Source organism: Corynebacterium sp. UMB2355A, assembly GCF_033877495.1.
GTDB classification, from domain to species: domain Bacteria; phylum Actinomycetota; class Actinomycetes; order Mycobacteriales; family Mycobacteriaceae; genus Corynebacterium; species Corynebacterium pseudogenitalium.
In genome coordinates this window covers 2222965-2247373 of the sequence record NZ_CP138855.1, presented here as the reverse complement: position 1 = coordinate 2247373, position 24409 = coordinate 2222965, and the positions used below count along the sequence as shown (strand labels likewise).

Annotated in this window: 26 protein-coding genes and 1 pseudogene; 8 read left to right on the top strand and 19 right to left on the bottom strand. The window is 59.7% G+C overall.

Annotated elements, in window-relative coordinates; translation table 11 throughout:
- Positions 1-71: 71 nt before the first annotated feature.
- Positions 72-815, bottom strand: a complete 744-nt coding sequence (locus tag R0V12_RS10750; RefSeq protein WP_070479455.1) for a type 2 periplasmic-binding domain-containing protein — start codon at positions 813-815, stop codon at positions 72-74.
- Positions 816-865: 50 nt separating this feature from the next.
- Positions 866-1417: a YflT domain-containing protein gene (locus R0V12_RS10745; protein WP_070976252.1), complete on the bottom strand. Its 552-nt coding sequence runs from the start codon at positions 1415-1417 to the stop codon at positions 866-868.
- A 60-nt stretch (positions 1418-1477) separates the two neighbouring features.
- Between R0V12_RS10745 and R0V12_RS10740 the strand changes: the two genes are divergently transcribed.
- On the top strand, positions 1478-2626 hold the full coding sequence (locus R0V12_RS10740; RefSeq protein ID WP_070479451.1) for an Mrp/NBP35 family ATP-binding protein: 1149 nt from the start codon (positions 1478-1480) through the stop codon (positions 2624-2626).
- Between the two features lie 11 nt (positions 2627-2637).
- Here R0V12_RS10740 and tatB read toward each other — a convergent pair whose 3' ends face one another.
- From tatB to sigE, 3 genes are read right to left on the bottom strand one after another with little or no spacing between them, the layout of a single operon-like run.
- Complete coding sequence (gene tatB / locus R0V12_RS10735; RefSeq protein ID WP_070479449.1) at positions 2638-3057, bottom strand: Sec-independent protein translocase protein TatB; 420 nt, start codon at positions 3055-3057, stop codon at positions 2638-2640.
- A gap of 10 nt (positions 3058-3067) precedes the next feature.
- Positions 3068-3409: a zf-HC2 domain-containing protein gene (locus R0V12_RS10730; protein WP_070362675.1), complete on the bottom strand. Its 342-nt coding sequence runs from the start codon at positions 3407-3409 to the stop codon at positions 3068-3070.
- A 45-nt stretch (positions 3410-3454) separates the two neighbouring features.
- Complete coding sequence (sigE, locus tag R0V12_RS10725; RefSeq protein WP_070362676.1) at positions 3455-4078, bottom strand: RNA polymerase sigma factor SigE; 624 nt, start codon at positions 4076-4078, stop codon at positions 3455-3457.
- A 102-nt stretch (positions 4079-4180) separates the two neighbouring features.
- Here sigE and R0V12_RS10720 point away from each other — a divergent pair, with 102 nt between their 5' ends.
- The gene (locus R0V12_RS10720) at positions 4181-4873 is read left to right on the top strand and encodes an O-methyltransferase (RefSeq protein ID WP_070363543.1); all 693 of its coding nucleotides are present in this window, start codon (positions 4181-4183) and stop codon (positions 4871-4873) included.
- A gap of 72 nt (positions 4874-4945) precedes the next feature.
- On the opposite strand, the gene glgC is transcribed toward R0V12_RS10720, so the two are convergent.
- Positions 4946-6169 carry a glucose-1-phosphate adenylyltransferase gene (gene glgC / locus R0V12_RS10715; protein WP_070479448.1) on the bottom strand — a complete coding sequence of 408 codons (1224 nt, stop codon included), beginning with the start codon at positions 6167-6169 and terminating at the stop codon, positions 4946-4948.
- 121 nt (positions 6170-6290) lie between these two features.
- Between glgC and glgA the strand changes: the two are divergent.
- Together glgA and R0V12_RS10705 are read left to right on the top strand one after the other, a co-directional pair.
- Positions 6291-7447, top strand: a pseudogene (glgA, locus tag R0V12_RS10710) (glycogen synthase).
- A 24-nt stretch (positions 7448-7471) separates the two neighbouring features.
- Complete coding sequence (locus R0V12_RS10705) at positions 7472-8860, top strand: GH32 C-terminal domain-containing protein (protein WP_070479446.1); 1389 nt, start codon at positions 7472-7474, stop codon at positions 8858-8860.
- A 21-nt stretch (positions 8861-8881) separates the two neighbouring features.
- Here the strand turns inward: R0V12_RS10705 and R0V12_RS10700 are convergent, their stop codons facing one another.
- Genes R0V12_RS10700 through R0V12_RS10675 form a run of 6 tightly spaced genes read right to left on the bottom strand, consistent with a single transcriptional unit; the run spans position 8882 to position 12699 of the window.
- Positions 8882-9745 (bottom strand): methyltransferase domain-containing protein, encoded by an 864-nt coding sequence (locus tag R0V12_RS10700; RefSeq protein WP_070362680.1) that lies wholly within the window; start codon positions 9743-9745, stop codon positions 8882-8884.
- Positions 9746-9777: 32 nt separating this feature from the next.
- A complete protein-coding gene (locus tag R0V12_RS10695; protein WP_070362681.1) occupies positions 9778-9945 on the bottom strand; it encodes a DUF3117 domain-containing protein in 168 nt (55 codons plus the stop codon).
- Complete coding sequence (locus R0V12_RS10690; RefSeq protein ID WP_070362682.1) at positions 9917-10273, bottom strand: hypothetical protein; 357 nt, start codon at positions 10271-10273, stop codon at positions 9917-9919. The genes R0V12_RS10695 and R0V12_RS10690 overlap by 29 nt, the downstream gene beginning before the upstream one ends.
- A 9-nt stretch (positions 10274-10282) precedes the next feature.
- Positions 10283-11056 (bottom strand): glucosyl-3-phosphoglycerate synthase, encoded by a 774-nt coding sequence (locus tag R0V12_RS10685; RefSeq protein ID WP_070479444.1) that lies wholly within the window; start codon positions 11054-11056, stop codon positions 10283-10285.
- A complete protein-coding gene (gene folP / locus R0V12_RS10680; protein ID WP_320072604.1) occupies positions 11056-11892 on the bottom strand; it encodes a dihydropteroate synthase in 837 nt (278 codons plus the stop codon). Before folP ends, R0V12_RS10685 begins: the two co-directional genes overlap by 1 nt.
- Before the next feature lie 3 nt (positions 11893-11895).
- A complete protein-coding gene (locus R0V12_RS10675; RefSeq protein WP_070362685.1) occupies positions 11896-12699 on the bottom strand; it encodes an LOG family protein in 804 nt (267 codons plus the stop codon).
- A 115-nt stretch (positions 12700-12814) separates the two neighbouring features.
- Here R0V12_RS10675 and R0V12_RS10670 point away from each other — a divergent pair, with 115 nt between their 5' ends.
- The 3 genes from R0V12_RS10670 (at position 12815) to R0V12_RS10660 (ending at position 16644) form a co-directional block, all read left to right on the top strand.
- Positions 12815-13753, top strand: a complete 939-nt coding sequence (locus R0V12_RS10670; protein WP_252931066.1) for a 2,3,4,5-tetrahydropyridine-2,6-dicarboxylate N-succinyltransferase — start codon at positions 12815-12817, stop codon at positions 13751-13753.
- Positions 13754-13846: 93 nt separating this feature from the next.
- Positions 13847-15277, top strand: coding sequence for an amino acid permease (locus R0V12_RS10665; protein ID WP_083329502.1), 1431 nt, complete (start codon positions 13847-13849; stop codon positions 15275-15277).
- Positions 15274-16644, top strand: coding sequence for an amino acid permease (locus R0V12_RS10660; RefSeq protein ID WP_070362688.1), 1371 nt, complete (start codon positions 15274-15276; stop codon positions 16642-16644). Before R0V12_RS10665 ends, R0V12_RS10660 begins: the two co-directional genes overlap by 4 nt.
- 13 nt (positions 16645-16657) lie before the next feature.
- Here the strand turns inward: R0V12_RS10660 and R0V12_RS10655 are convergent, their stop codons facing one another.
- From R0V12_RS10655 to typA, 7 genes are read right to left on the bottom strand one after another with little or no spacing between them, the layout of a single operon-like run.
- Positions 16658-17194 (bottom strand): GtrA family protein, encoded by a 537-nt coding sequence (locus R0V12_RS10655; protein WP_288857871.1) that lies wholly within the window; start codon positions 17192-17194, stop codon positions 16658-16660.
- A gap of 30 nt (positions 17195-17224) precedes the next feature.
- Positions 17225-18331, bottom strand: a complete 1107-nt coding sequence (gene dapC / locus R0V12_RS10650) for a succinyldiaminopimelate transaminase (RefSeq protein WP_320072603.1) — start codon at positions 18329-18331, stop codon at positions 17225-17227.
- 6 nt (positions 18332-18337) lie between these two features.
- Entirely contained in the window at positions 18338-18664 is a 327-nt protein-coding gene (fdxA, locus tag R0V12_RS10645; RefSeq protein WP_070362691.1) for a ferredoxin, read from the bottom strand.
- A gap of 13 nt (positions 18665-18677) precedes the next feature.
- Positions 18678-19055 (bottom strand): hypothetical protein, encoded by a 378-nt coding sequence (locus R0V12_RS10640; RefSeq protein ID WP_256000416.1) that lies wholly within the window; start codon positions 19053-19055, stop codon positions 18678-18680.
- Entirely contained in the window at positions 19052-19927 is an 876-nt protein-coding gene (mshB, locus tag R0V12_RS10635) for an N-acetyl-1-D-myo-inositol-2-amino-2-deoxy-alpha-D-glucopyranoside deacetylase (RefSeq protein ID WP_305083150.1), read from the bottom strand. The genes R0V12_RS10640 and mshB overlap by 4 nt, the downstream gene beginning before the upstream one ends.
- Positions 19911-21590, bottom strand: a complete 1680-nt coding sequence (locus R0V12_RS10630; RefSeq protein ID WP_070479431.1) for an ABC transporter family substrate-binding protein — start codon at positions 21588-21590, stop codon at positions 19911-19913. Before R0V12_RS10630 ends, mshB begins: the two co-directional genes overlap by 17 nt.
- 30 nt (positions 21591-21620) lie before the next feature.
- A complete protein-coding gene (gene typA / locus R0V12_RS10625) occupies positions 21621-23537 on the bottom strand; it encodes a translational GTPase TypA (protein WP_070362695.1) in 1917 nt (638 codons plus the stop codon).
- A gap of 181 nt (positions 23538-23718) precedes the next feature.
- Here typA and R0V12_RS10620 point away from each other — a divergent pair, with 181 nt between their 5' ends.
- Positions 23719-24408 (top strand): Rv1157c family protein, encoded by a 690-nt coding sequence (locus tag R0V12_RS10620; protein ID WP_070362696.1) that lies wholly within the window; start codon positions 23719-23721, stop codon positions 24406-24408.
- Position 24409: the final 1 nt, after the last annotated feature.

The following is a 24409-nucleotide window of genomic DNA, read 5'->3' as shown; positions in this document are numbered from 1 at the left end:
GCAATGGCGCCCCAACCGCTTACTGCGGTTGGGGCGCTTCCCTGTTGAGGATTCACTCATTTGGCTTGCGCCTAGGGAGTAGCTGTCGCCTCGGCTTCCCCGCCGTTGGCATCTGGGTTTTCAACGTTGATGCTGGCGTATTCACGGAGCCAATCCGCAGTAACAACGCGCGGTTCTTTGCCCTGCGCGACTTCCTCGCTCATCTCTTCCAACTGCGCTGTGCTGAGCACGCGCGTCATCGCGTTGATGCGCCTGACTTCCTTGCGAGCAAACTTTGATTTGTAGAACAGCGGGATGACGCTGTTAGGAAGGTGCTCGAGCTCCACGTGCGACGCACAGCCCTGCGCAGGGGAAGGGTCAACCGATTGGATGTTGCCGGGCAGCGCACCCGCAAGAAGAGCGAACGTCGCTTCTGACGGATCCGCACCGTCGAGACGATCGTGCGCTATATCGTTGTCGAGCTCCTTCGCTCCGTGTGCGTCTAGCGCTTGCAACAGAACACCAGAGCACGCAACGACCATATCGACGTCTTCTTCTTGCAGCAGTTCGGCTGCATTTCGGGAGTACACGTCATTGAACGGGACTACCCCGGCAGGATGTCCCATCGCTGTAATGATCTCGTAGTAGATCTCCCCCAGCACTACCTGTTCAGGTTCTGAGGTATCAATTCCGATTTTGACGATGTTGCCGCGGGATTCGCCGTTGACAAACTTCACCGGTGAAAGCGAGTCATCTGTGCAGCCAGTCAACCCGCCGACAAGGCTCGTTGCCAGTGCCGCAGCAATCAGTGTACGGAGAGGACGCAGGGACACCATAAATACCTTCTTCGTAGTGTGCTCAGACGAGCCTGGAAAACAGAGTTAGTCTAGCGCGCTGCGTTGTCTTCGGAGGCGTCGCTATCGGTGGCCGACGGCTCAGTTGGCCGTCCAGTGACGCGCTGTGGGTGCATTGCGGCGATCATGTCGCGGGCTCGACGCGCAGCGTCAGGTGCGCAAAGCACATCGTATCGGCGTGCGACGATGCTTGTCGCTGAGGCGAAGTCACGCTTTCCACCTGTAAACGCGTAAGCGATAGCTGCGAAAATTGCTCCGAACACGCCACCCATCGCGACGCACGAGGCGAAGATGCCCCACCCACCTTCTTCCGCGAACAGCGAGAAAATGATGCCGATGAACATGCCCATCCACAGGCCCGATAGTGCGCCGCCACCAAGTACCTTGCCCCACGTGAGGCGGCCCGTAATACTCTCAACCTGCATCAAGTCCACACCGACAATTGTGAGCTTCTCTACCGGAAATTCCTTGTCCGACAGCGTGTCAACTGCTTCTTGTGCCTCCTGGTAGGTATTAAAACTGCCTACCGGCCACCCTGTTGGCACTTCGCGCGCTACCAGGCGGTTGTTGTTGAGTTGGGCCATTCGTTGTCACTCCTCTGCTCGTATGAACATCCAGCTTCTCTGACTATACTGAAGCCCGTTATGGCAAACGCAGAACTCATTTCAGAATTCCAGGTCCGCGAAGCGCTTGCTCGCGTTGACGATCCCGAAATTGGAAAACCCATTACCGAACTCGGGATGGTGGAGTCCGTACGTATCGACGGCCCCAACGTCACCGTCGGCATTTACCTCACCATCGCGGGCTGCCCGATGCGTGACACCATCGAGGGCAACGTCCGCGCAGTCGTAGAGGAAATCGACGGCGTGGAGAACGTGACAGTCACGCTTCACACTATGAGCGCGGAGCAGCGTCGCGAAATGGCCTCGAAGCTGCGTGCACAGCAGCCCGGGCCCGACATCCCTTTCGCTGACCCGTCGTCGCGCACCCGGGTGTTCGCGGTAGCTTCAGGCAAAGGTGGCGTCGGCAAGTCCTCGATGACAGTGAACTTGGCCACTGCAATGGCAGCACAGGGCCTCAGCGTCGGAATTGTCGACGCCGACATTTACGGGCACTCCGTCCCTGGTCTCCTCGGCTCTTCCGACATGGGGCCGACTGTGGTCGAAGAAATGATCATGCCACCGATCGCACACGGCGTGCGCCACATCTCTGTGGGGCAATTTGTGGAGGGCAATGCCCCTGTGGTTTGGCGTGGACCGATGCTCACCCGCGCAATCCAACAGTTCCTGTCTGATGTGTACTGGGGCGATCTTGACGTACTCTTCCTTGACCTTCCACCGGGGACCGGCGATGTGGCGATCACAGTGGCGCAGCTGATTCCAAATGCCGAACTGCTCATTGTTACCACTCCGCAAGCAGCCGCAGCTGAGGTCGCTGAGCGTGCCGGCACAATTTCTCAGCAGACTGAGCAGCGAATTGCTGGCGTCATCGAGAACATGGCCGGGATGGTCATGCCTGACGGCTCCGTCATGAATATCTTTGGTGAAGGTGGTGGCCAGCAGGTTGCGGAGCGCCTGACCGCGCTCACAGATAGTGACGTGCCGCTGCTAGGTTCCATCCCGTTGGATCCGAAGCTACGAGAAAACGGTGACACCGGAACCCCTGTCGTCACAGCAGAACCAGACTCCCCTGCCGCTGCGGCGATCCAGGAGATCGTCACCAAGCTGAAGATTCGCCGTAACTCACTTGCTGGCAAGTCCCTCAACCTTGGTGTGAAGCACACTGACGAATAGATCGGTGGGAACTAGGTAACGTCAGTCCAGGAGAATCCCCCTCCACTGGGCTGTCCCCCGTCCTCCGGCCCTTTCTTTGCCCGGGACTGTGGCTTTGATGGTTGGCGAGCCAGAGGCGCATCGTCTTCCATCATTTTGCGCGGATCAAAACTTTCGAGAAATTCCTCGTCATCTTCGAAGAAAAACTTCGCCATCGCGCGCTTTGGCCCCATCGACGCATACTGCGACACCGTATCCAGTGGCTTGCGTAGCTCCTCAAACTCCTCGAGCTCACCGTTGAGCTCCCGCTTCGCGTTGTTGATCGCCTTGCGCGCAGCGTAAATGGCTGCGCGGACATCCTCGATAACGCTTGGGAGCCGCTCCGGACCAATCACAATGAGGCCGATGATCAGGATGAAAAAGACTTCACCCCAGCCAATACTGGAAAACACGGATCACATCCTACTCTCGGTGCCGCAGCGCCCGAAGCGTGGCGTCAACGGCGGCCACAATCGGTGATCGTTCCTTGTGATGAGCATCTTCACCGCAAGGCTCGGCAGGTTGCATCTCGTGGCACAGGCCGCTGAGCTTCGCCACCAGCGAATCTGGGGCTCGCAGGTCGTCATCCTTGCAGGCCTTTACACGTGCGGACGCTCGCCGCTGCACAAGAACATCTTGGAAGCACTCTGGGCACTCCAACATATGTTTCATAGCGCGACGGCTTGCAGAGCGCGAAAGTTCACCGTCTGCGAAAGCTGCAATTGCTTCAGGGTTCAAATGCTCAGTGGAACAAAACGCTCGCATCGGTAACGCTCCTTTCGCATCCGTAGTCAACCACTATCTCGCGCCCTAGCGTAGTCGAATTAACTCTTCGGTGGCGACGTCATGCCGCGCCTGCTCCTCGAGCGATTCACGCAGCTGAGTTCTACCGCGATGGATGCGTGAACGGACGGTACCCATCTTGACTCCAAGCGTCTCAGCGATTTCTTCGTACGTCATACCGACGACATCGCAAAGCACCACGGCAACGCGGAAGTCCGGACTCAATTCATCGAGTGCGTGCTGCAGGGCAGGATCGAGGTGCGCGACGTTATACGCCTGCTCCGGAGTCATATCAGTGCCGGGAACGCGCTCATAGTCTTCCGGGAGTGCTTCCATCCGGATCTTCGCCCGGTGGCGCACCATATCAAGGAACAGATTCGTTGTAATCCGATGAAGCCAGCCACCGAACGCACCCGGTTGGTAACTCTTTAAGTTACGGAACACGCGGATGAAGGTTTCTTGCGTAAGATCTTCCGCGTCGTGCTGGTTACCTGAAAGACGGTACGCAAGGCGATACACACTGTCGGCGTGCTCTGCGACGAGCTCAGCCCACGAAGGCATCGCCCCCACCCCAGCATCAAATGCAGCCGTACCGCGCAAATCTTCGGGCGCGACGGAATCATGTTGGGCGGCAGCATCATCAGGTTGCATGCTTCATATTGTGGCAGATTGAAATCGCATTCACCAAAGGAAAATTCGTAAAGGTTACTGCATGCGCGTAGCACACACGCTGTGAGGACAGTTCTGGTTATGATGTTGGCTGTGAGTGCGACCGCTTTTGATCAGTTGACAAATTACATCCATCAGTCTTTCACTGATGCCGAGCAACAGCCGTTCCCTGCTGCTTTCCGCGAAGCGTTGAAGTACGCCAGCGTAGAAGCGCAGGAGAACGGAGTCCGTGCGCCGTCGGTCATCGTCGGCACGTTACTTTCGACGCTCGCTGCAGCCTGCCCAAGTGGTCAGTCGCAAGGCGCAGTCGCCATCACTCCGGCTGCGGGCGTCGTCGGGCTCCACCTGCTGCGTGGTCTTCCAGAGCGCGCATCGCTTACCTGCATCGAACCCGAGGTCACGCTACAAACCGGCGCAAAGGAGGCATTCCGTGCCGCCGAGTACCCAACCTCCCGCACACGTTTCCTCACCGCGCGCCCGCTTGAGGTTATGGGCAGGCTTGCGAACGACGCCTACCACCTCGTTTACGCGGATGTCTCGCCGATCGAGTTCACCGCGGTTATTGATGCCGCCTGGCCGCTCCTCAGCGAGGGCGGCACGCTGATTCTCGCCGACTCTCTGCTGGACGGTACCGTCAGCGATTCGACACGCAGGGACCGCGAAACCGAGGCAGCACGAGAGGCAGATAGGTACGTGAGCAGCCTCGCCGCCGACCACGGAGCGCTCGTAGCTCGCCTGCCTCTCGACGGTGGCCTGACCATCATTACGAAGCGCTAGCTCTACGTACGCACGAACAAGGCCCGCTCGAACTTCGCTGAGCTTCGAGCGGGCCTTGCCTATGAGTGTCAGTTATTCCTGAACCACCTGATTTTTGCCGACGACCACTACGCCGTTGTCCGAAACAGTGTAGCGTTTGCGGTCCTTTTCAAGGTCGACGCCAATAATTTCACCGTCAGCTACATAGACGTTCTTATCGAGGATGCAGTGGCGGACCACCGCCCCTTTACCGATGCGCACACCTGGCATCAGCACAGAACCTTCAACGGTCGCGCCTTCCTCAACACGCACATCCGTGGAAAGCACTGAATTGCGTACGGTAGCGCCCGAGATAATTGATCCCGACGCCACCATCGACTCCTGTGCGATACCTCCCACGACAAACTTCGCTGGTGGAAGGTTGCCGTCCTCTGTGGAGTGAATCGGCCACGTCGAGTTGTACAAGTTGAACACTGGGTACGAAGAGATGAGGTCCATGTGCGCCTCGTAGAAAGAATCAATCGTACCGACATCTCGCCAGTATCCCTTGTCGCGCTTTGTCGCGCCGGGCACTTCGTTCTGCGAGAAGTCGTACACATTTGCTTCGCCCTTGCGCACGAAGTACGGGATGATGTCGCCACCCATATCGTGATCAGAGTCCTCGTTCTGCTCGTCCTCGAGCAGCGCTTGAATCAGTGGTTCCGTAGAGAATACGTAGTTACCCATCGAAGCGAACGTCATATCCGGATCGTCCGGGGTTCCTGGTGGATCCGCGGGCTTCTCCAAAAACTCGGTGATGGTGCCGTCCTCTTCGGACTGGATGCAGCCGAACGCCGTAGCTTCTGATCGAGGCACGCGGATACCGGCCACCGTTGCAGCCTTGCCTGACTTGATGTGGTTCTCCACCATCTGCGAAGGATCCATCCGGTAGACGTGGTCTGCGCCAAAGACCAGCACGTAATCCGGCTTATCGTCGTAAATGAGGTTGAGCGACTGCACAATCGCGTCTGCAGAGCCGTTGTACCAGCGCTTGCCACGACGTTGCTGCGCCGGCACCGATGCGATGTACTGCGGAGTCGGGCCAGATACGTTCCAAGCCGTCGCCACGTGCCGGTCCAGCGAGTGCGACTTGTACTGTGTCAACACTGCGATTCGCATGTACCCAGCGTTGACCAAGTTCGACAGAACAAAATCAATTAATCGATAGTTGCCTCCAAAAGGAACGGCCGGTTTAGCTCGGTCCGCGGTCAACGGAAACAGGCGCTTCCCTTCGCCACCGGCAAGGACAATTGCAAGTACTCTAGGCTGACTTCTCACGCTTCCGAGCCTATTGAAAACTTCGTGACCTTGCAGCCTTTTGCCTCCTAAAGTGGGCAGCGCTACATTTCAGTTTTTGCTTTCCTGCACCGACGTGAATTCGTCACTATGCTCGGGCGGTATGAGAGTCGGAATGATGACCAAAGAGTATCCTCCCGAGATTTACGGGGGAGCCGGAGTCCACGTCACAGAGCTCACTCGCTTTATGCGGGAGATCGTTGACGTCGATGTTCACTGCATGGGCACTCCCCGCGACATGAAGGACGTTTACGTCCACGGGGTTGACCCTGCCCTTGAAAACGCGAACGGTGCCATCAAGACCTTATCGACGGGCCTTCGGATCGCCCACGCCGCCAACAATGTTGACGTGGCTCACTCCCATACGTGGTACGCCGGGCTCGGTGGCCACCTCACAGGCCTTCTCTACGACATTCCGCACGTTGTCACTGCGCACTCTCTCGAGCCTGACCGCCCTTGGAAGCGCGAGCAGCTCGGCGGTGGCTACAACGTTTCCTCGTGGAGCGAGAAGAACGCTTTCGAGAATGCGGACGCAGTCATTGCCGTTTCCGCGGGTATGAAAGAAGCCATCCTTCGTGCCTACCCGAGCATCCCGGCGGACAAGATTCACGTCGTACTCAACGGCATCGATCCGGCAAAGTGGTACCCCACCGAGGGAACCGTCCTGACAGACCTCGGTGTAGACCCGGCGAAGCCGATCGTCGCGTTCGTCGGTCGAATCACGCGCCAAAAGGGCGTCGCGCACCTCCTCAAGGCGGCGTCGCACTTTGAGGAAGACGTCCAGCTCGTGCTGTGCGCAGGTGCGCCTGATACACCGGAGATCGCCGCAGAGACGAAGGGGCTCGTCGAAAAGCTACAATCTGAGCGCGATGGTGTGTTCTGGGTACAGGACATGTTGCCGGCAGAAAGATCCGCGAGGTCTACTCCAGAGCCGACGTCTTTGTGTGCCCGTCAATCTACGAGCCGCTTGGCATCGTGAACTTGGAGGCCATGGCGTGCGAAACCGCTGTCGTGGCATCTCGCGTGGGTGGTATCCCGGAGGTCGTCGTGGATGGTGAGACGGGTGTGCTCGTTGACTACGACAAAACGCAGCCGGAAGCCTTCGAGCGCAATCTCGCCGAGGCAGTGAACCGGGTGGCTGGTGACAAGGATCTCTCCCGAAGGCTGGGCCAAGCTGGCCTGACGCGCGCCCGCAATGACTTCTCTTGGAAGACAATTGCGCAAGACACCGTCAAGATCTACGAACAACTCACGAAATAACGCAGGGGTGAACACCACTTAACGATGAGTACTTTCCGACCAGAACTTCACGTCACCGCAGACAGTGGCATCCTCGAGGGGCCAGCTGGTGTCATTTTCGACGGGCGCGAAGGAGAAAACAATTGGCATATTTTCTACCAATACCGCCCCACACCCGAAGCCCCGAGCCGCTGGGGCCACAACGTCAGCGACGGCGACCCGTTTAGCTGGGTCGAATGCAACGATGCCATTGTCCCCGCCGGTGGCGAATCCGCGGTTCGAGCAGGTGCCGTAATTGGTGCGCCGGAAGGCATCTACCTGTATTTCACTTCAGCAACTGCTGCCGGCAACACCATCCAGCTCGCCCACGCGCCTGAGCTGGAAGGGCTGTGCGATGAACTCCTCGAAGATACAAACGCCACACCTGGCGTGCAGCGACTTGGCGATATCGTCGAGGACACGCCTGAGTACAACAACTTCCGCTCGCCCTGCGTCGTTCCTGACTGGAAAGATGACGAGCGCGAGGAGCACGATGGCTGGCTCATGCTGGCGATCACGGGCAGCGTCGATACGCCGAAGCCAGTCGTGCTTCGCTCTATCGATGGCGTTGAGTGGCGCTTCGAAGGACCTCTCACTTTTGATGGCGACCCCGGAATCGACCTCGATGAGACGCTAGTAGCGCCACGTATTTGCAGGCTCCGCGATGAAGTTGATTCCAAGATCTACGACGTCTTCTTCTTCACGCTTGAGCGCGGTGGCAAAGACCGTTCGGCCTACATCATCGGCAAGCTGGAGAACAACACGTTCCGGGTAACCACACCTGCACAGGCGCTCGATTTCGGGCACGATTTCACTCGCCCCCGCAACACCAACTACCTCCCGGTTGCGATGGACCCGGCGCAGCGCTACCAAGGCACCTATCTCTTTGGCTTTATGACGCCCTCTGGCCGCCAAGGGTCCCCGACGAAAGAGCCGAACTGGGAAACCGAAGGCTGGGCAAATACGCTCACACTGCCACGCTATGTCACGCTCCAGGATGGTCACCTGTACCAGGTACCTGCGCCAGGGCTCCCCGAGGCGGTGAGCACGACGCGCGGCGCCCATTTGTGGACTGCGCTATGCGAGATCTCCGCAGGTGGCAGTGTCGTCGCTGAGATTGTCGACGGTAATGGTGAGGTCGCAGCTCGGGTCACCCATGCTGGCGACAAGCTCACCGTCGATCGATTCGATGGCCAAGTTGCGGAAGCCGAAATCGGCGAGGACGAGGAAGATACCATCACGGTTATCGTGGACGGTTCGACGCTCGAGGTCTATGCCGACGGCGGTGCAGTAGTGATGTCCTCGCGCATCTGGCCGGAGAACGGATGCATCGGCATCCGCTCCCGCGCAAAGGGCGACGCCAGCATCTTGAACGAGTGGCGTCGTAGTCGCTAGGTGCTTCCTGAGCGGAACGGCTTACGCCTTGCGCAGGCGCACGAGCTGTGCATGCGCGGTTACGGTCATGTGATCCGGCAGGGCGTCAAGACGACGCGCCAACTCGCCCCGCTCAATGTGGCGGGCGGATGGGCTCATTCCGACCTGGGCCGCGATAGATTCGCGGTCCAAACGCATCGGGAAGACAAGTTCCTTTGGGTCTTCGGCCAGCTCCAGGTGGCCCTCTGACTGCTCGACGAGGCGGTCCAGCTTGCCGGGCTCGACGCCTAAGATACCGAGGGGTTCACGCAGCTCATCGAGGTGGCCTTGATCCGCAATGAGCGCTACAACCTGGCCGTCATCCGCAAGCACGCGAGCGAATTCTGCTGGGTTACGCGGGGCAAACACCACGGTAATCGCGTGGATGCTCCCGGTCGCAATTGGAAGCTGTTGCCACACATCGGCCACAATCGAGCCGATTCGCGGATGTGCCTTTGCAAGATACTTCGCAGCTGGAACCGAGATATCAAGTCCGACGCCGCGCGCGCCAACCACGGAGTCCAGGGTGTGCGACAGGTAGTAGCCGGTCCCCGCGCCAACCTCGAGGATCGCCGGGTGGTCTTCCTCAGGCGCGCTGAGGTCAAGCACGTGTTCTACGTGCTCCGTCATCGCTTCAACGAACGGGGCGAAGTGCCCCTGCGACAAAAATGACTCGCGGGAGAGGACCATCTCCAACGAGTCACCGACATGTTGCAGACCTTTTCCGCTCGCCAGCGTAACGTAGCCCTGCTTCGCCACATCGTACGAGTGGCCACTTTCGGAAACGAGGCGTGAAAACTCCTCTTCACCACAAAGAGGAGTAAGGTCTATAGGATCTGCCAGCACATCAATTATGTCTTTGAGCATGCTGGATATATTACCTTAAGTTTAGAGAATTCTTATCCTACGGCTTCAATCAGCAGATTTCCGAGCTCAGTTGCCTCTTCCTTGCTCATCTCGATGACCAGGCGGCCGCCCCCGTCGGACGGAATTCTCATGACAATCTTCCGGCTTTCTTCTGCGGCTTCCATTGGTCCATTACCGGTGCGCGGCTTCATTGCTGCCATCTGTCGCTTCTCCTTCAGTCAAAACGTTTGTATCCAATACTACGCTGTTTTCGGTTAGCTGACTGATAGTCGGAGCAAAGCCGTACTTTTCACCGAGTGCGGTAAGCAGGTCATCGACCTGGTCCATCCGGTAGCCACGGTGCACCACTTCAAGGTGCACGTCTCCAATGTTGCCCTCCTCAACTGCGAGCCGGTTCGCGGACTTGACGTCCTCGGTCTCCATCATGGGTGGCAGCTGTTCGCCGCGCCCAAACAGCTGGCTAAAGAGCAAGAAACCAAGCACGCAAAAAACGGCAATGGCGATAATCAGGATGATCCAAGAAAGCATGTCATCATACTAGCGTTCAGCGCTCAGAATTTCGCACCAGGGCGGCCGTTGCCTCGTCTTCTGTTCGGAACCTAGCTGTCCGGATACCAACGCCCTGTCGAGAATTGTCGACGCCACCACGTCCGCCATCGGCCCCAGCTCCTCAAGCGGGCGGTTGCGGTGTACGCGAGTTCCAAGATCCGCTTCCGCAATAGCATTGCGTCCATACCTGGCGAAGGTGTCGATGAGCAGCCCCGACTCAACGCCGTATCCCGCCACGAACGGCAGGCGCAGCGCTGTATCTCGCCGTATTGCATATTCGCCGGCCAGTGGCTGACCAATATCACTCAATGCTGGGAAAAACCGTCGTAGCAAAGGCTTTGCAGTCAGTTCCGTGACACGCCCGCCGCCAGAAGGCCGCCCGTCCAGGGATCTTTTGTAACGAGCTTTCACAAGGTGGATCTCCGGGGTCTTGAAGGGCTCGATGAGTGCATCAATCCACCACGGCTCGAGGGAGGTGACGTCGGCGTCGATAAACACGACGAACTCTCCGCGCGCGGCCTTCACACCGCGCCACAGTGCTTCGCCCTTGCCTTCCTGCGGTTCAATCGCGCTGACCTCGCGCCAGTTCACCACACGAGCCCCCGCCCTGGCGGCAAGCGTCGCGGTGTCGTCGTGTGAATCCGAGTCGATGACCAGTACTTCCCCATCGCGCCGAACTGCATCTGCAACGCAGCAGCGTCGCACAACGTGTCCGACGGTTGCGGCCTCGTTCAGCGCCGGGATGACCACACTGACGCGCACTACGCAAGCCCCCGCACGGTATTGATCGGTGGCATATGTCCCTGGATGGCGGCGGTCATTCGGATCACGTCGAGGGTTTCGGCGACTTCGTGGACGCGAAAGGCTGCGACACCGCGTGCGGCGGACCACGCTGTCGCTGCGAGCGTCCCTGCGACTCGCTCGCCAACTGCACGGTCGAGCGTCTCGCCGACGAAGTCTTTGTTGCTCAGCGCCATGAGCACTGGCCACCCTGTTGCGACGAGCTCGTCGACTCGGCGCAGCAACTCCAGTCCGTGGAAGGTGTTCTTGCCGAAGTCGTGCGTTGGGTCGATCATCACGAGATCTTCGGGCACACCGCAAGCAACGGCGCGCTCGGCGAGCGCTGTGGTTTCCCGGATGACGTCGGCGACGACATCGTCGTAGTGGACGCGGTGTGGGCGTGTGCGAGGTACCGCACCGCCGGTGTGGGAGCAGACGTACCCAACGCGATGCGCCCCGGCGACCTCGACAAGCTCGGGATCGTAGCCAGCCCAGGTGTCGTTGATTAGGTCCGCACCCGCCTCGATTGCAGTCTGTGCGACGTCGGCGCGCCAGGTGTCCACGCTGATGCGTATTGACGGGTGCCGGAGGCGGATGCCCCGGATGACAGGGACGACGCGTTCGATCTCCTCTGCGGGGTCGACTTCGTCGCCGGGACCTGCTTTTACCCCGCCGACGTCGACAATCAACGCTCCCTGCGCGATCACCGTATCGGCTCGATCCAGCGCTTGCTCTATCGCGAACGTTGCTCCTTTGTCGTAAAACGAATCTGGCGTCCGGTTGATGATCGCCATAACCTCTGCGATGCGGCCAGGCATCTCTTAGACGTCCTCGTTGTGAGCATCTCGCAGGCGCGCGTCTGTCATCACCTTATGTGCGTGCACGATGTGCGCGATCGCGTCGTCGACGGAGTCGGTGACGTAGAACAGGGATTCATCGCCCGGCGAGATGAGGCCGCGGCCAAGCAGCTGCTCCTCAATCCACGCAACCAGGCCGGACCAGAACTCGGTACCCATGAGCACTATCGGGAAGTTGGTAACCTTTTGGGTTTGCACCATCACGAGCGTTTCGAACAGCTCGTCCATGGTCCCGTACCCGCCCGGCAGCGCGATGAACGCCTGCGAGTACTTCAAGAACATTGTCTTGCGCGCGAAGAAGTAGCGGAAGTTCAGGCCGAGGTCGACCCAATCGTTAAGCGTTTGCTCGAACGGCAACTCAATGCCGAGCCCCACCGAGATGCCGTCGGCATCGTGGGCACCGCGGTTCGGCCCCTCCATCAAGCCTGGACCGCCACCAGTGATGACCGCGTATCCCGCCTCGACGAGCGCCTTGCCTACCTCGCATGACAGCGCATACTCTTCCGTGCCTTCGTTGAGGCGTGCGGAGCCAAACACAGTGACCGCCTTCGGCAAGTCGCTCAGTGCGTCGAAGCCTGCGACAAACTCAGACTGGATTCGCATCACACGCCACGGGTCCGCGTGCTTCCAGTCGTGATCGCTGTAGCCCAAGGACTCCAGGAGGCGACGGTCGTGCGTCGTCGGCTGTTCGGTGTCCTCGCTTCGCAACATGATTGGGCCGCGCAGTTTTCGCTCCTTGTCCGGTCGCGGTGACTTGTGAGGTGCCATGGGTCCTTCCTTCCTCAAAACACGTTGAGTTCGACTCTGCCAAAAACTTATATGCTAGGCCAACCCCTCCCCCGCTTGTCGTCCGAGTCCGGCCCTTTGTGACTGTGCGTTTAAGATGACAAGCATGTTACAAGGAGCGCAGGCCACAGGTATTGCCAATATTTCGCTGGACGGTACGGTACTCGACACCTGGTACCCTTCCCCTTCACTTATCGACGACCCCTCCGGCCTCACTTCCGGATCCCGCAGAGTCAGCGCGCACGAACTTGGGGACGCATTCCTCAGCCTGGTGGGCATGGACTCGGACCGGCTCGTCGAGCACGTGCCGGTGCGCACCACAATCGCGGACCTGTCCCAACCCCCTGTGGATGCCCACGACGTATACCTTCGGCTCCACCTGCTCTCCCACCGCCTGGTGCGCCCCTTCGAAGTCAACATGGAAGACTGCCTCGAACACCTCGAGCCGGTGGTATGGACGAATAAGGGTCCATGCTTGGCGGATAACTTCGAATTCGTGCGAACTCGCCTGCGTAGCAGGGGCAACATCCATGTCTACGGTATCGAACGGCTTCCCCGCATGGTCGACTACGTGGTGCCGACTGGGGTCTCAATCTCTGAGGCGGAGCGCGTCCGCCTCGGGGCCTACTTGGCTCCAGGAACGTCCGTGATCCGTGAGGGCTACGTCTCGCACAACTCCGGAGCTCTTGGACCGGCAAAGATTGAGGGGCGGCTCTCCTCCGCTGTCACGGTTGGTGAAGGTACCGAGGTTGCGTTGTCGGCGGTGCTGATGGCTGCGCGCGGCAGCGGACATAACCGGATCCCGCTACGAGTCGGACACAATTGCACGCTTCACCCCGCATCGGGTGTAATCGGGGTGGATCTCGGGGACAACTGCGAGATCGGTGTCAATGTGATGCTGGAGCCGTCGACAATTATCTACGACACAAGAAATGAGACACACATTCCAGCAAGTGAGATTGCTGGTCAGAGTGATATCAGCATCCACCAAGAGCCGGCAAGCACCACGCCCGTACTGCGCGCGCGAAACAGCTAACGCTCTACTTTTACGGGCCGAATTCGCAGAGCACGGGGCGACACAACTGCGAATGATAGGCATGAAAGTACATGAGTGTTTAAGGTAATTGCCATGTCTTTGAAAGCTTCACCGGTTGTGGCCCCAACTCGGGCGTCGACATCGTTACAGCGCGGACTGAAGACCCGGCACCTGACCATGATGGGCCTCGGCTCAGCAATTGGCGCCGGGCTCTTCCTTGGCACTGGTGTGGGTATCGCCGCAGCAGGCCCCGCTGTCATCATTGCGTACATGATCGCTGGCGCAATCACCGTGTGCATCATGCAGATGCTCGCGGAGATGGTTGCCGCGCGCCCTTCTTCGGGCACGTTTTCTACCTACGCGGAGCAGGCCTTCGGTCCGTGGGCAGGCTTTGCCATCGGCTGGCTCTACTGGTTCATGATGATCATGATCATGGCCGTCGAGATCACCGGCGCTTCCGCCATCATCGCATCATGGCTCGCGGTGTCTCCGTGGATCCCGGCGCTGACAGCGATTGTTATCTTCACGGCGATTAACTTCGCCGCAGTGCGAAACCTCGGCGAATTCGAGTTCTGGTTTGCCCTGATTAAGGTCACCGTGATTTGTCTCTTCCTCGCCCTCGGCGTGGCGCTGTGGCTGGGGCTCCTGCCGGGAACGTCGTTCGTCGGCACAACGAACATTGCCGAGTTCGGGTTCATGCCGAACGGCTGGGGTGGCGTCGCCACGGCACTGCTCGCAGTTGCGTTCGCATTCGGCGGTATTGAGCTGGTCACCATCGCGGCGGCCGAATCTGAAGACCCCGAGGTTGCCGTGCACTCTGCGATCCGCTCCATCATCTGGAGAATCGGCGTCTTCTACATCGGATCCGTGTTGCTCATCGTCTTGCTGTTGCCATACGAAGACATCGGTGGGGCGAACGACGCTTCCGAGTCCCCGTTTACCGCCGTGCTGCACTTGGCAAACATTCCGGGCGCCGTAGGCATTATGGAAGCCGTCATCGTCATCGCGCTGCTCTCCGCGTGCAACACACAGATCTACGGCTCTTCCAGGTTCCTCCACAACCTGGCCCTGCGCGGCGACGCCCCCGAGGCTTTCGCACGCACCGACCACCGCGGCGTACCGATGCGCGCCGTCGTGCTCTCCGTGTTCTTCGGCTTCGTAGCTGTCGCACTACAGTACTGGAATCCCCCTGGACTGCTCGCATTCCTGCTCAACGCGGTAGGCGGCTGCCTGATCGTGTTGTGGTTCGCCATCACATTCTCGTTCCTGCGCATTCACCCGCAGCTCGTGAAGCGCAACGAGATCACGCACGTTCGCATGTGGGCTCCAGGAGTCTTGCCGTGGGCAACGGTTGTACTGGCGGGAGCCATCGTGGTGCTCATGCTGACCAACCCTGACGGCCGCTTCCAAATGTTCGCGGTAGCAGTCGTCGTGGGCATCATTTCAATCGCTGGCGTCCTCTGGACCCGCACCGACACTTTCCAACAACGCGCTAAGGACGCCGCCGAGAGGAACATCCGATGACAACTCAACGCAACACTGAATCCGACGACGCCACGCTGGGCACCGGCCTCAAATCGCGTCACCTGACCCTGATGGGTCTGGGCATGGCGGTAGGCGCCGGTCTCTTTCTCGGAGTGGGCGTCGGCATCCGGGCCGCAGGCCCCGCCATCTTGGTCGCATACGCGATCGCAGGCCTGATTGTTATCTCGGTTATGCGCATGCTCGGCGAGATGGCTGCAGCCCGCCCGTCTTCCGGCTCGTTCGCGACGTACGGGCGCCAGGCGTTCGGCCACTGGGCCGGCTTCCTGTTGGGCTGGCTCTACTGGTTCCTCCTCATCATGGTTGGTGGCGCCGAGATCACCGGCGCAGCCGCAATTATGTCTGGCTGGTTTGGCGTCCCCCAATGGGTTCCAGCGCTGGTCACAGTGGTATTCTTCGCTGTCATCAACCTCGCGCAGGTGAAAGGCTTTGGCGAGTTTGAGTACTGGTTCGCCATGATTAAGGTCGCCGTCATTATCCTCTTCTTGGCCATCGGCGCCGCGCTCTTCCTCGGCATCCTCCCCGGCCACGACTTCGTCGGCCTGGACAACGTCCGAGAGTCGGGCTTCATGCCGAACGGCTTCGCCGGCGTCGCCGCTGGGCTGCTCGCCGTGGCGTTCGCCTTCGGCGGTATCGAGGTTGTCACCATCGCGGCGGCAGAGTCGGAGAACCCCGCGCAGGCCGTCAAGCGCGCGGTCAACTCCATTATCTGGCGCATCGCACTCTTCTACATCGGAAGCATCATCGTCATCATCTTGCTGATCCCATACGCACAGATCGACGGTGCCGACTCCGCTGCAGATTCACCATTCACCCAGGTGCTCAGCATGGCAAACATCCCAGGCGTCGTCGGGTTCATGGAGGCCGTCATCGTCCTGGCGCTGCTCTCCGCGTTCAATGCCCAGATTTACGGCACGTCTCGCCTCGCCTACCAACAGGCGCTCGAAGGCGACGCGCCGCGCTGGCTTCGCGCCACGAACAAGAACGCCGTCCCAATGAACTCCGTATTGGTGTCGATGTTCTTCGCCTTCGCCGCAGTCGGCCTGCAGTGGTGGAACCCACCAGGGCTGCTCGACTTCCTCATGAACGCCGTCGGCGGCTGCCTCATGGTCACGTGGGTAATGATCACGCTGAGCTACATCCGACTGCACCCGCAGATCAAGAACTCCGCAGTGCAGGTACGCGGAGCGACCTGGGTTCCGTGGGCAACGCTGATTGCCCTCGTGGGACTCACCATCCTCATGCTTTTCGACGCCTCCACTAGAGGCCAAATTATCGCGGTCCTCATCGTCTCCGCGGTATTGATCGGCGCATCTTTCCTGGTGCGCCCATCCAAGGAAAGCGTCTAACAGGCAAGCAAAACTAGGAAGACGCGGACGTTTTCGGAGCTGCTTTCGGCTTCGAAAACGTCCAAATTTTATTAATGATGTAGTTCACCGGTGTCGCGATCAGCGTCGCCAGGCCCTGCGACCAGTAGGACTTCGTGCGAAGACCGGTGGAGTCGTCGAAAATGCTGTCCGGCAAACCAATTGGGGAGTTCGGGTTCATAAACAACGTCAAGAACACCAGCGAAACAACGAATGCCATCACGCCGGTGGTGAGGAACGGGAAAAACCCGCGGATCCACGAACGCCGCTGCGGGCCCCGGAAGGTCCACGACCTGTTGAGCTGGTAGTTCCATGTGTTCGCCACGAGAAACGCCACGGTAGCAAGCACGTGATACCAGCGGACGTTAAAGCGGGTGCCGAAAAGGTTGAAGAAGATGTCGCCCTCATGCAGATTGAAGCCGACTTCGATCGCTTTCTTGGTGAGGTAGAACACCAAAAGATTGACCAGGACGCCGGAGCCTCCCACAATGCCGAAGCGCAAAAACTCGCGCAGGCTTCGAAGCGCACGCATCCCACGATGCTCTGTTGGAGTGGTCACGTGTTACTCCGAGAGTCGCTGTGCGGCCTCAGCGATGGCCTCGTCGGAAGCCGTGAGGCCAACTCGAACATGCTGCGAGCCGCCAGGGCCGTAAAAGTCCCCTGGCGCAACGAGGATTCCACGCTGCGCGAACCAGTCGAGCGTCTGGCGGGCATCTGCGCCTTCCCTGCGTGTCCACAGGTACAGCCCGGCCTCGGAATGCTCAACGCTGCACCCTGCCGCGAGCAGCGCGCGCAAGAGTGTCACCCGACGGTTGGCGTAGCGAAGCCGCTGGAGTGTTTCGTGCTGATCGTCGCGGAGTGCAGCCAGCGTTGCTGCTTGGATTGGTCCTGGCACCATCATTCCGGTGTGCTTGCGCAACAGCAGAAGTTCTTGCACCAGCTTCTCGTCACCAGCGATGAAACCGACTCTGTAAGAGGCCATATTCGATGTCTTTGACAGCGAATGCAAGACCAAGAGGTTGGTGTTGTCACCACCGCTGACCGCCGGGTCAAGCAGCGATACCGGCCTGCGGTCCTCATCCCAGGCAAGGCCCATGTAACACTCGTCTGAGGCGATGATCGCGCCGGTTTCCCGCGCGTAGTCAACCCATACGCGCATCTCCTCTGCGGAGAGGACGCGACCGGTTGGGTTGCTCGGGGTGTTTAAGAATACTAGCGACGCACCATCGACTGGAACGTCAGATCGCACGACCTTGCATCCCGCTATGATCGCGGCCACCTCGTAGGTTGGGTACGCGATCTCCGGGATCACCACTATGCCACCGCGCAGGTTGAGCAGGGTTGGAAGCCACGCGACAGCCTCCTTTGTGCCGATGACGGGAAGCACAGCGTCTGTGTGCAGGCCCTGAATGTTGTATCGGCGCTCCAGCGAGTCGGCAATCGCTTGGCGTAGTTCCGCCGACCCCTGCGTCGGCGGGTAGCCAGGCGCAGCGGCATGCTCAGCCAGGGCAAGCTGGATGGAAGGGTCGACTGAATCTACCGGTGTCCCGACCGAGAGGTCAATGAGTCCGCCGGGATGGCTGGCTGCCTTCTGCTTGACATCGAGGATGGTATCCCAAGGGAACTCCGGTAGCTGCTCCTCTAAGTCGGCGCGATGGTGCGTGCTCATGCAGGTTTAACCGTCCTGGTTCTGCGGTGGTAGCGCCTCCACGAATGGGTGGTCGAAATCCTGTGGCCCAAGCTTTGTCGCCCCGCCTGGCGATCCGAGCTCGTCGAAAAAGCCGACGTTTGCGTCGTAGTACTCGGCCCATTCCTCCGGGGTGTCATCCTCGTAAAAGATGGCCTCTACCGGGCAAGCTGGCTCACATGCACCGCAGTCGACGCACTCGTCTGGGTGAATGTAGAGCATGCGCTTGCCCTCATAGATGCAGTCGACTGGGCATTCTTCGACGCAGCTGCGGTCCATTACGTCCACGCATGGTTGAGCAATCACATAAGTCATGCGTTCCAGTATGTCACTTTCGACCGAAAAGGGGCCAAACGCCCCCACCCAAACCCGCAAAAAGGAGCAGCAGCGTCAGCGGGCTCGCGGGGAGCACGACCGCTCCCCGCGCCGGGAGAGCGATAAGCAGAACAAAGAAACCTACCACCCAAACAATGAGTGGAACGAGCTTGACCAGCAGATGATCTGACCACAGCGCCGCAGTCTTCGTGAGCACCGCATTAAAGAGCGCAGCGATGACTACCGTAAACGGCACCGCGATTCCAACAATACGTGTGTCCAAGTTGACAGCTTCTAACAAAAGTGAAATGAGCGCGCCGACAGAAAGCCAGATGAGACCTGCTGCTTTCTCGCCGCGGGCAATGTCCGCCTTGAAACGGGTTTCAGTCATCGCTCAAGTCCGCTGAGCACATCCGACGTGTCGACGACCGCTTCGCCACCGCCCAGTTGGAAATGCTCCCACGGCTGAATCGGCTGCACAATCAAGTTGGACAGCGCGTAGTACATGACTGGCCCCTTGCCCAGCACCGCGTGCGGGTTCGTCGCGCTGGTCCGCCCGTCCGCAACCCAGATTTGTGTCGCATGCGCCGCCATCGCAGCGATTTTGGCGCTGTACGCCTCAACGTCCAGGCGCACCGAAACATCGACGCTGTCCACGCCGTCGAGCTCGCCAGGCTTTGGCAAGCGCCAGCCTTCAGGCGCGACCTCAGGCAAAAGTGCGTCGGTTTCCTCCCTCCTGCGCACTGCCCACAGGATGCGCGGGATATCAAACTCCTCAGCGGCCTCGTGCACGATCTCGTGCGCACGAATATGATCCGGGTGCCCGTACCCACCGTCGGGGCCGTAGGTCAAAACGAGGTGTGGACGCTCCCGGCGCAGTACTTCCAGCAGCGCGTCGACTGCGCGACGCCCGCTATTGACAAATGCACGTGGGTTCTTGCTGGCCTCCGATCCCGCCATCCCACTGTCACGGAAGCAACCAGCGCCACCAAGGAACTCACCGCGGACGCCGATCGCCTGGAGCGCGCCGTGCAGCTCCGCAATGCGGAACCCGCCTAGCTGATCACCATGGTCATTCGTCAGCAGTTGATATGGCTCTCCAATGACCTCGCCTTCCTCCCCTAACGTGCAGGTCACCACTAATACGTCTGCGCCGCGTCGCGCGAGGTCAAACAGCGTTCCGGCCATGGTGATGGACTCGTCGTCGGGGTGCGCGTGCACGGCGAGCACCCGGTAGCCCTGTAGGTCACGGGAGTTGTGCATGATTAATCCGATCTCCTTCGTTTCGTTTCGGTTGCAGGCGCCACGAAGCGGCCGTCGATAAGCCTGCTTTCCAGTTATTCAAATCTGCATCCGGCCCGATGATGCCCTCCCCGAGGGCGATAATACGACGCTCGCGCGCAATCGGCATCCATAGTGCCTCTTGCTCGAGCACCTCATTGACCGCCTCGGTGGCCTGCTTAAGCCCGTACGAACCGGCCAAGATTTCTTTCGCAAGCCCCACCGACTGAGGTTCACAAAAACCGGCGAGGTTGCCTGCACGAGGGGCGCCAGCGACGCAGTCCAAGCGACTCGCAGCATCCGGCAAATTTTCCGGATCGTGTTGCCACGCCACCAAAACATCAACGGTATTTTCCTCGAGACCTGAGCGAATCAGCGAACCGAAATCCGTCGCGACAACTCGTGCCGACACTCCACGATCGTGCAGCATGTCCGCCATCGATCGAGCCGCTGCTACCGCTGCAGGATCTGCAAGATCGGCACCAATGCGTATCGCACCGTGAGCCGCAACGTGTTGATACACCGCGTGCGGCTCATGCGTGCTCACTTGACCGTGCTTTGCAACCGAAACATCAGCCGTGCGGTCCAACGCAATGCTTGCAAGCAGCGGAACGTCGATCAGCGAACGAAGCTCCGAACGAACCTCAGGCGACATCCCAGACGTCGCAGAAAGCACAGCGCCTAGCACCCGTGGCGTATCGAGCATCCGCGTCTGCACACCCGGTACCAGGCTGAGCACGCGCCCGGTCGTCTCGCTAGGAACCCGATCCACAAACACCAGCTGGCCGGTGCGCAGCTGATCTGCAATCTGGGTGGTCCCGCGTACCGCGTGCAGCGTCAAAATATCTATCTTGGCAGGATTCGCCGCCCAAAACCGATCATTGCGGTTCAGCGTAATCGTTCCACGACCACGGTCTACCCCGCGCACCATGTACCGGCCAGCAGAAACCGGAATCGTGTCGCGCAGCGCCACCCCGAAATCAGAGCCGTCGGCTGCAAACACATGCGCCGGCAGCAAGTGGTCGAAAAGGCCACGCCAATCCGCAACCGGCTCAGCGAAGTCAACGTCGACGACCTTGCCCGTCGCGCCACTGACACGCACGGCATCGATCGCGCGATACCCGGCCGGATTTCGCACTCCTGGCGTGTCCCGCATCCCCCGCCACAGGTACACAAAGTCCGCACCGGTCACCGGCGTGCCATCAGACCATTGCGCGGTCTCGCGAATGATGTAGCGCACCGTCATTGCACGCGGCGATTCTGAGAGCACCGTCGCCCCATTGAGCAGTGCGGAATTTCTCACCCCATCATGAAATGCGCTGGGAAGCACCAGATTCGCCACACTCTTCACAACCGCAGATTCATCAGCGATAAGGTGCGGGTTCAGCCCGTTTCGGAGCGAATCCACACCAACCTCCACCTGGGAGCGCACGCGAGTCTTGCCCTCCGGTCGAGCGGAAGTAGTCGTGGAATCCTCTTGCTCGTACATCTCACGAGCAGCAACATCGTTCGGATCAACGAGAGGCGGCGGGCCAGGCGACGCGGCACATGCAGAAAGCGCAACCACGCCAGAGCACGCAAACAGCGCCACGCCGACTCGCAGTGATCGCGAGCGACGTGGCGCTGAAAAGATGTGCGGATTCATCGCAGTAGATACTACCGCACCAGTGCGTAACTACTTATTGCGCTGCTTTGCACGTGAACGGGCACGGCCACGCTCCGTGGAGTCGAGGATGATCTTGCGCACGCGCATCGCCTCCGGAGCGACCTCAACGCACTCATCCTCGTCGCAGAACTCAATTGCCTCATCCAAGGACAGCGTACGGGCCTTCGCCAACGTGACGGTCGCGTCGGCGGTTGCGGAGCGCATGTTCGTCAGCTTCTTTTCCTTCGTGATGTTGATGTCCATATCCTCATCACGGTTGTTCGCACCAACGACCATGCCCTCGTAGGTCTCTGCACCAGGCTCCACGAAGAAATCGCCACGGTCCGCGAGTTGCGTCAGCGCGTACGCGGTGACCTGGCCAGAGCGGTCAGCGACCAGCGAACCGGTCGGACGGCCCTTGATCTCGCCCGCCCATGGGCGGTGCTCAATCGAGTAGGAGTTCGCAATGCCAGCGCCACGGGTCTCGGTCAGAAACGTCGTACGGAAGCCAATCAGGCCACGAGCCGGAACATCGAACTCCATGCGAACCCAATCGCCGGAGCCCGTGTTGCCCATTGCCGTCATCTGGCCCTTGCGGGCCGCCATCAGCTGGGTAACAGCACCCTGGTGTTCGGAGGGGACGTCGATAACCATGTGATCGTACGGCTCGTACACCTTGCCGTCGATCTCCTTGGTCACGACCTGTGGCTTACCAACGGTCAGCTCAAAGCCTTCACGACGCATCGTCTCGATCAACACGGTCAGGGCCATCTCACCGCGTCCTTGCACCTCCCAGGTATCCGGACGCTCGGTCGGCAACACCTTGATGGAGACGTTACCGATAAGCTCCTGGTCAAGGCGCGCCTTGACCATGCGGGCGGTCAGCTTATCGCCACCGTTGCGACCAGCCATCGGCGAGGTGTTCACGCCGATGGTCATCGAAATTGCAGGGTCATCGATCTTGATACGCTCCAGCGGCTCAATGTGGTCGACATCGCACAGCGTGTCACCAATCATGATTTCGTCGATGCCGGAAACAGCGGCAATATCGCCAGCAACTACGCCGTCCTTCGCCGGAACTCGGTCGAGCCCCTCGGTGACCAGCAGCTCGGCAATCTTCACGTTCTTCACGTGCTGCTCACCCTCGGCGTCATAGTGCACCCAAGCAACAGTGTCGCCCTTCTTGACGGTGCCCTTGTACACGCGAATCAGCGCGATACGGCCCAGGAACGAAGAGGAGTCAAGGTTCGTGACCTGCGCCTGCAGCGGTGCATCGATCTCAGCGGAAGGCTCCGGCAGCACGTCGTAGATGACGTTGAACAACGGGAGCAGATCATCATTGTCAGGCAGATTACCGTTGCCTGGGTTCTCGAGCGAAGCCCGGCCAGCGCGACCCGACGTGTACAGCACAGGGAGCTCGAGCAGGTTCTCCGCGGCCTCTGCTGCCTCCGGATCCTCCAGCCCCGCACCAAGCTCGAGCAGCAGGTCCTGGGCCTCTTCAACGACTTCGTCAATGCGGGCATCCGGGCGGTCGGTCTTGTTTACACAGATGATGACCGGCTTCTTCGCTTCCAACGCCTTGCCCAGCACGAAACGAGTCTGCGGCAGCGGGCCTTCGGAGGCGTCGATAAGCAAGACAACGCCGTCAACCATGGACAGGCCACGCTCGACCTCACCACCGAAGTCGGCGTGACCCGGCGTATCGATCACATTAATAACAAGGTCTGTACCGTTCTTGCCCTTCCCCTTGCGGCGGATAGCGGTATTCTTCGCCAAAATGGTGATGCCACGCTCGGACTCGAGCTCGCCGGAATCCATCACGCGGTCACCGTGTTCGCCGTGGTCAGAGAATACGCCGGACTGCTCCAGCATTGCGTTGACCAATGTAGTCTTGCCGTGGTCAACGTGAGCGACAATCGCTACGTTTCGAAATTCAGGATGCGACACTGAAACCGGTGCTCCTTCGCATAGGTGGAAATAACGGTTAAATGCTACTCGCAAAGCACAAAACATGCACCTTGTAGCCCGCTCCCCACTTGCCCCTGTTACAAAAGTGACTATTGTGACTAGGGTTATGGCTTTTCGACGGCCACCCTACCTGTCATGCGAAGGAAAGTTAGGTCACCACGTGCGCCCCTCCCACTTCACGCGTCGCGCCGCGATCCGCCTTACTACGCTCTGCGCTGCGTGCGCCCTCGTTACTGCACCACTCGCGAGCGCTCAACAGCCCAGCATCCCGTCATCTCTCTCATCCGCGGTTGATGGACTCGGACGCCCCACGAACAACACCGTTGCTCGCGTCAACCAATTCGCAGATCAACCCTTCGTACCGCCACAGGTAGCTAACGCACTGCGCACCGCCGTAAACTTCTTCGCCGGTACAGGCGAACTTGGCGGCCCGCCACTGCCAAAAGACGCACCGGCGTTTACGCAGTTCTACTGGCCGACGGTCTCTAGTAACTGCATCGGTCCAGGCCTGCACTCCACGGCCTCCGCACTCGTTGTACCTGGACCCGCACCCGCACCAGCCCCAGGCGCCAAAGCTGGGGAAGCCACATTCGTGTTTACCGCCCTCGGTACTCCACCAGCGGCAGAGCGTCAAGGCCTCATGAACGCGTACTGGATCAACCTCAACTCCGGCAAGACCGGTGTAACGCCGCTTGCGAATAATCAGATAAACCCAACAGGACCAACCACCCTGTCCGCAACCGCAAAAACAGGGCCCGGCAAAGTCCTCGCAGTGATCAATGGTGCCGCGCGCACCGAAAACAATGTCTGTCACTTCGCCCCAACAGCAGCACAGTTCAACGTAAGGTAGC